This window comes from Intrasporangium sp. (assembly GCF_040414665.1).
In the GTDB taxonomy this organism is placed as follows: Bacteria; Actinomycetota; Actinomycetes; order Actinomycetales; family Dermatophilaceae; genus Intrasporangium.
Genome location: NZ_JBEDUL010000135.1, coordinates 1 through 5,591, shown reverse-complemented (window position 1 = coordinate 5,591; position 5,591 = coordinate 1). Strand labels below are relative to the sequence as shown.

Below are 5,591 nucleotides of genomic sequence, written 5' to 3'. Positions count from 1 at the left end.
ACTTGCGCGCCGACTACGACGACGAGCTCACCCGAGCCCGGCTCTCGCGGGGCGGTCGCACCTCGGAGAAGCAGATCAACCTGCTCTACCCGCCCTATCCCTTCGACCGCAACCAGCCGATCCTCTCTGAGCAGGACTGGGACCCGTCGGCCAGGGCCGAGCAGCCGCAGCAGGCGGCCACCGCCACGCCGACCGCCCTGCTCAAGCAGGGACAGTCGGCCTTCGATGCAACGGCGGCGGCCGTCAACGCCATCCCGACGCTGCTCGGCAAGGGCGACGGCATCGGCTCCAACTCGTGGGTCGTGTCCGGGGACCGCACCACGACTGGCAAGCCCCTGCTCGCCAACGACCCGCACCTCGCCCTGGGCATCCCGAGCATCTGGACTCAGGTCAATCTCCAGTGCCGGACCGTCTCACCGCAGTGCCCGTTCCAGGTGTCGGGCTTCGCCTTCTCGGGCCTCCCGGGCGTCATCATCGGCCACAACGCGAGGATCGCCTGGGGCTTCACCAACCTCGGGGCCGACGTCACCGACTTCTACCTTGAGCAGGTGACGGGCGACACCTACCTGCGCGACGGTGAGCAGGTGGGCCTCGAGACCCGCATGGAGACGATCAAGGTCGCGGGCGGGCAGGACGTCCAGCTGACCGTGCGCAGCACCGTCCATGGGCCGATCCTCTCCGATGCCTCGCCTGCCGTGGCCGAGGCCGGGGACCAGTCCGCGGTCCGCGGCGTGACGCAGTCGAACCGGTTCGCCGTGTCCCTCGCGTGGACCGCCCTGAAACCCAACAAGACCGCCGACGCGATCTTCCGGCTGAACCGGGCCGGCAACTGGCAGGAGTTCCGGGCCGCGGCCGCTCTCTTCGCCGTGCCCTCCCAGAACCTCATCTATGCCGACACCGACGGGCACATCGGCTACCAGGCGCCCGGGCTGATCCCCATCCGCCGCTCGGCGACCCCGGGCGCGGTGCCCGGTTTCTGGCCGGCGCCGGGCTGGGACAGCCAGTGGGACTGGCGCGGCTTCGTCCGCTTCGAGGACCTGCCTCATGTCCTCGACCCGGAGGAGGGGTTCATCGTCACGGCGAACCAGGCGGTCACGGCGCGCCCGAAGCCGTTCCTCACGTCCGAGTGGGACTACGGCTTGCGCGCCGAGCGGATCCGCACGCTCCTCGCCGGTGCTGCGAAGGTCTCTCCCGAGCGCATGGTCGAGATCCAGGGCGACGACCGCAACACCTTCGCGCCCATCCTCGTCGAGCACCTGTTGGGCGTCGAGGTCGACGACTTCACCGCTCAGGCACAGCTGCTGCTGCGCGACTGGGACGGCAGCCAGCCGGTGGACAAGACAAGGGACTCGGCGTCCGCGGCCTACTTCAACGCCGTCTGGAAGCACCTGCTCGAGTACACCTTCGACGAGCTGCCCCCCGACATCGGCGCGAGCGGCGGCAGCCGGTGGATGATCGTCATGGAGCAGCTCCTCAAGGACCCCGAGAACGCCTGGTGGGACGACAAGACGACGCCCGGGGTGACCGAGGAGTCGAGCGAGATCCTCAAGCGCGCACTCGTCGACGCCCGCCTCGACCTGGCCCGCAAGCTCGGCAAGGTCCCCGCGACGTGGCGGTGGGGCCGGCTCCACCAGCTCAACCTCGAGCACCAGGTGCTCGGCGGCGAGTCGGTGCCCGGATTCATCCGCGACCTGTTCAACCGTGGCGGGATCGAGCTGGGCGGTGGCAACTCCATCGTCAACGCCAACTCCTGGGATGCCTCCAGCTCCGGCTACGAGGTGACGTCAGGCCCGTCGATGCGCATGGTCGTGGACCTCGCCAACCTCGATCAGTCCCTCTGGGTCAATGCGACGGGCCAGTCGGGCCATCCCTACAACGCGCACTACGCCGACCAGATCGACGCCTGGGCGGCGAACGAACCGTTCCCGTGGCCCTTCAGCACCGAGGCGGTGACGGCAGCCTCCGATACCGAGCTGACCCTGGTCCCGCCGGGTCAGGTGCCCAACGGCTGATCCGGCGCGGCCCGCACGACCCGGCCGCTCGTCGTGGCGTAACCGTCGACCACCGCGTCGTGGGGCTCGCGGGGCAGGTCCGACTCGCTCTGCTCGCCCTCGTGGAGCAATGTGACGACCGGGGTTCCGACGTCCCGGTGCCGCAGGGCCCGGTCGTAGCAGCCGCCGCCTTGCCCGATGCGCGTGCCGTGCGAGTCGACGGACAGCCCGGGCGTCACGATGAGATCGCAGCCACGCAGGGCCTCCGCCCCCAGCCACACCCGGCCGTCCGCGGAGGAGGTCGCGTCCTTCGGGAGGCGCGTGACCGTCGCCTGGTCGCCGGTCGTGCCCTCAGCGGCATACGTCCACTCAAGCGTGAAGTCGTCGAGCACAATCGGCACGATGACCTCGTGACCCGCCGAGAGCAGTGCCTCGATGAGCGGTCCGGTGGGCGGCTCGTCGGGAAGCGACTCGTAGACGGCGATGCGCAGGCGCTCCTCGTCCCACTCGGGGACGAAGCGCAGCACCGCCTCGGCCACGGCCGCGCCTGCCCGGTCCCGGTCGACCGACCGCGCCAGCTCGGCGCGACGGCGGCGTGCCGCCTGGCGGATGTCGCGCTTGGAGGGGACCGGCTCCGCCGCCGTCACGGCTGCCTCGCCTCCTGCTCGTCCTGGCCGCACATGGGGTCCATCGTAGGGTGACCTCATGAGCCAGGAGGGGTTGGCGCTCGCCGTCGAGCGCATGCGGGACAGAGGAATGGGGCCTGAGGCCGTCACGGTCTTCGAGCACTACTACAGGCAGCTCGAGGAGGGAGCGCACGGCACCATCCCGGAGGACACCATCGAGCCGCTGGCCGACCTCCAGGAGCTCGGCGAGGTCCGGGTGACCGACGACGACGCCCGCGCCGCCCTGCGCCAGACCGCTGTCATCAAGCTCAACGGTGGACTCGGCACGAGCATGGGGATGAGCGGTGCCAAGTCCGCGCTCGAGGTCAAGGACGGCCTGACCTTCCTCGACATCATCGCCAGGCAGGTCCTGGCGCTGCGCGAGGAGTGGGACGTCGACCTGCCACTGCTCCTGATGAACTCGTTCCGGACGTCGGAGCAGTCGCTCGAGATCCTCGCGAAGTACCCGACCCTGGCCGTCGACGGCCTGCCGCTCGACTTCATCCAGAGCGCCGAGCCCAAGCTGCTCGCCGACAGCCTCCGGCCCGTCGAGTGGCCCCACGATCCCGAGCTCGAGTGGTGCCCGCCCGGGCACGGCGACGTCTATGTCTCCCTGTTGACCTCTGGCATCTTGGAGACGTTGCTGGAGAAGGGGATTCGCTACGCGTTCATCTCCAACTCCGACAATCTCGGCGCCACGTGCGACCCGGGCGTCGCGGCGTGGATGGTCGAGCACGGCCTGCCCTACGTCGCCGAGGTCTGCACGCGGACCAAGAGCGACCGCAAGGGCGGACACCTCGCGGTCCGTAAGGCCGACGGGCGGCTCATCCTCCGCGACACCGCCATGGTGGCGGAGGGCGAGGAGCACTACTTCGGGGACATCAATCGGCACAACACCTTCCACGCCAACAACCTCTGGGTGGACCTGTCGGTCCTGCGTGAACGGATGGCTGAGCGCGACGGTGTCCTCGGACTGCCCATCATCGTGAACCGCAAGACGGTCGACCCGTCCGACCCGTCGTCACCTGAGGTGATCCAGCTCGAGTCGGCGATGGGGGCCGCGATCGAGGTCTTCGAGGGTTCGGAGGCGCTGCTCGTGCCGCGGACCCGCTTCCGGCCGGTGAAGACGACCAACGACCTGCTCGTCGTCAGGTCCGACTACTTCATCCTCGACGACAGCTCGCACCTCGTCGCGGTCGGGGACGGTCCCGAGCCGTTCGTCGACCTCGACTCGGCCTACCGGCTCGTCGGGGGCTTCGAGAAGCGGTTCCCCCACGGGGTCCCGTCGATGATCGAGTGCACGAGCCTGCGGGTCATCGGCGACCCAGTCTTCGGGCGCGAGGTCCGCTGCGTCGGAGACGTGCTCGTCGACGGGTTGCCGCGGGTGCCGGATGGCGCGGTTCTCGGAGGACCGGTCCAAGCGCCGGGGGACACTCGCACCGTCGAACAGCACCTCAAGGCGATCCTGTCGTCGCTCGACTCGTCGCCCGTCGAGAGCGTGCCGCTCACCGAGTCTCTCGGCCTCGTCGTCGCGCGCGACATCCGGTCCCGGGTCAACCTGCCGGCCTTCGACAACTCGTCGATGGACGGATATGCGGTCCAGGCGGACTCGCTTCAGGGGGCCGACGAGTCGCCGGTGCGCCTCCGCATCGTGGGCGAGGTCGCGGCGGGAGTGGACCCGAGCTTCTCCGTCGGTCCCGGCGAGGCGGCACGCATCATGACCGGCGCCCCCATCCCGCCCGGGGCCGACGCCGTCATCGCCGTCGAGCAGACCGACGGATCGGCAACCGGATCGGTCGAGTGCCGAGCCTCCGTGTCGGCGGGGCGTTACGTCCGGCCCCGCGGCGAGGACGTGTCCGAGGGGTCGGTCATCGTGTCGGCCGGCGACGTGGTCGGGCCGCGGACGATCGGCCTGCTCGCCGCGTCCGGGCACGCCTCGGTCGAGGTCCACCGGCGGCCCCATGTCGTCATCATGTCGACAGGCGCAGAGCTCGTTCCCCCGGGCGAACCCTTGGGGCCCGGCCAGATCCATGACTCGAACTCGTCCATGCTGTGGGCTGCCGCGGTGGCGGCGGGGGCGTCTGCAGAGATCAGGGCGGCGGTCGGTGACACCGACGAGGAGCTCCTGGCCGCGCTGGATGACATCGTGGCGAACGCCGACGTCATCATCACGAGCGGTGGTGTCTCGATGGGCGCGTACGACGTCGTCAAGAGCGCGCTTGCCGGCAAGGGTGTCGAGTTCGTCAAGGTGGCGATGCAGCCCGGCAAGCCACAGGGATTCGGCTTCCTGAGCGGGCCCGATGACCTGCGGGTTCCGCTCTTCGCGCTGCCGGGCAATCCCGTCTCGAGCTTCGTCTCCTTCGAGGTCTTCGTGCGTCCGGCGCTGCGGCGGCTGATGCGGCTCGTCCCGGAGAAGCGGCAGGTCCGCACCGCCACCCTGACCTCGGGGCTGCGGTCTCCGGAGGGGCGGCGCCAGTACGGCCGGGCCGTCGTGTCGCCCGACTCGGAGGGCGGGCTCAGGTGCACGCCGCTCGCGGGCCAGGGCTCGCACTTCGTTGCGGACCTGTCCCGTGCGAACGCCATCGTCGTCGTCCCCGAGGACGTGACCGACCTCGTCGCCGGCGAGCCGGTCGACGTCATGCTCCTCGACAGCTGACCGCCGACAACTGCGCCCGGGCTGGGTTGTCGGCGCGCGAGGCGCGCGGATCGCGCCGACAGGTGCGCCGCGGGTCAGTTGTCGGAGGTGCTCGGGGCACGGCCATGCCGTATGCCGCTGGGCTCGCTCCCAGCCCGAGCTCCCGCCCGGGCGGGGCGTGGAGTGCACACTCGACGAAAAGGGTGTGTGGTGGCCACCCGGGTCCGTCTCAAAGCTCTCCGAGAGCGGTGACATGATGGCCGAGTGGCTGATCAGACTCCTGCCGACCGCGGGTCCACG

At 70.2% G+C, this 5,591-nt stretch carries 3 protein-coding genes; 2 read left to right on the top strand and 1 reads right to left on the bottom strand.

Features of this window, described 5'->3' with window-relative positions; all coding sequences use genetic code 11:
- The coding region (locus ABF401_RS14110) for a penicillin acylase family protein (RefSeq protein WP_353510203.1) at window positions 1–2,012 on the top strand (2,012 nt) is incomplete at its 5' end.
- On the opposite strand, the gene ABF401_RS14105 is transcribed toward ABF401_RS14110, so the two are convergent.
- A complete protein-coding gene (locus ABF401_RS14105; protein WP_353510202.1) occupies window positions 1,994–2,638 on the bottom strand; it encodes a 5-formyltetrahydrofolate cyclo-ligase in 645 nt (214 codons plus the stop codon). The genes ABF401_RS14110 and ABF401_RS14105 overlap by 19 nt on opposite strands.
- A 58-nt stretch (window positions 2,639–2,696) precedes the next feature.
- Between ABF401_RS14105 and ABF401_RS14100 the strand changes: the two genes are divergently transcribed.
- The gene (locus ABF401_RS14100; RefSeq protein ID WP_353510201.1) at window positions 2,697–5,312 is read left to right on the top strand and encodes a UTP--glucose-1-phosphate uridylyltransferase; all 2,616 of its coding nucleotides are present in this window, start codon (window positions 2,697–2,699) and stop codon (window positions 5,310–5,312) included.
- The last annotated feature ends 279 nt before the right edge of the window (window positions 5,313–5,591 follow it).

Excerpts from the sequence above, each read along its gene's own strand:
- ABF401_RS14100 (WP_353510201.1), top strand. The coding sequence starts at position 2,697 with ATGAGCCAGGAGGGGTTGGCGCTCGCCGTCGAGCGCATGCGGGACAGA.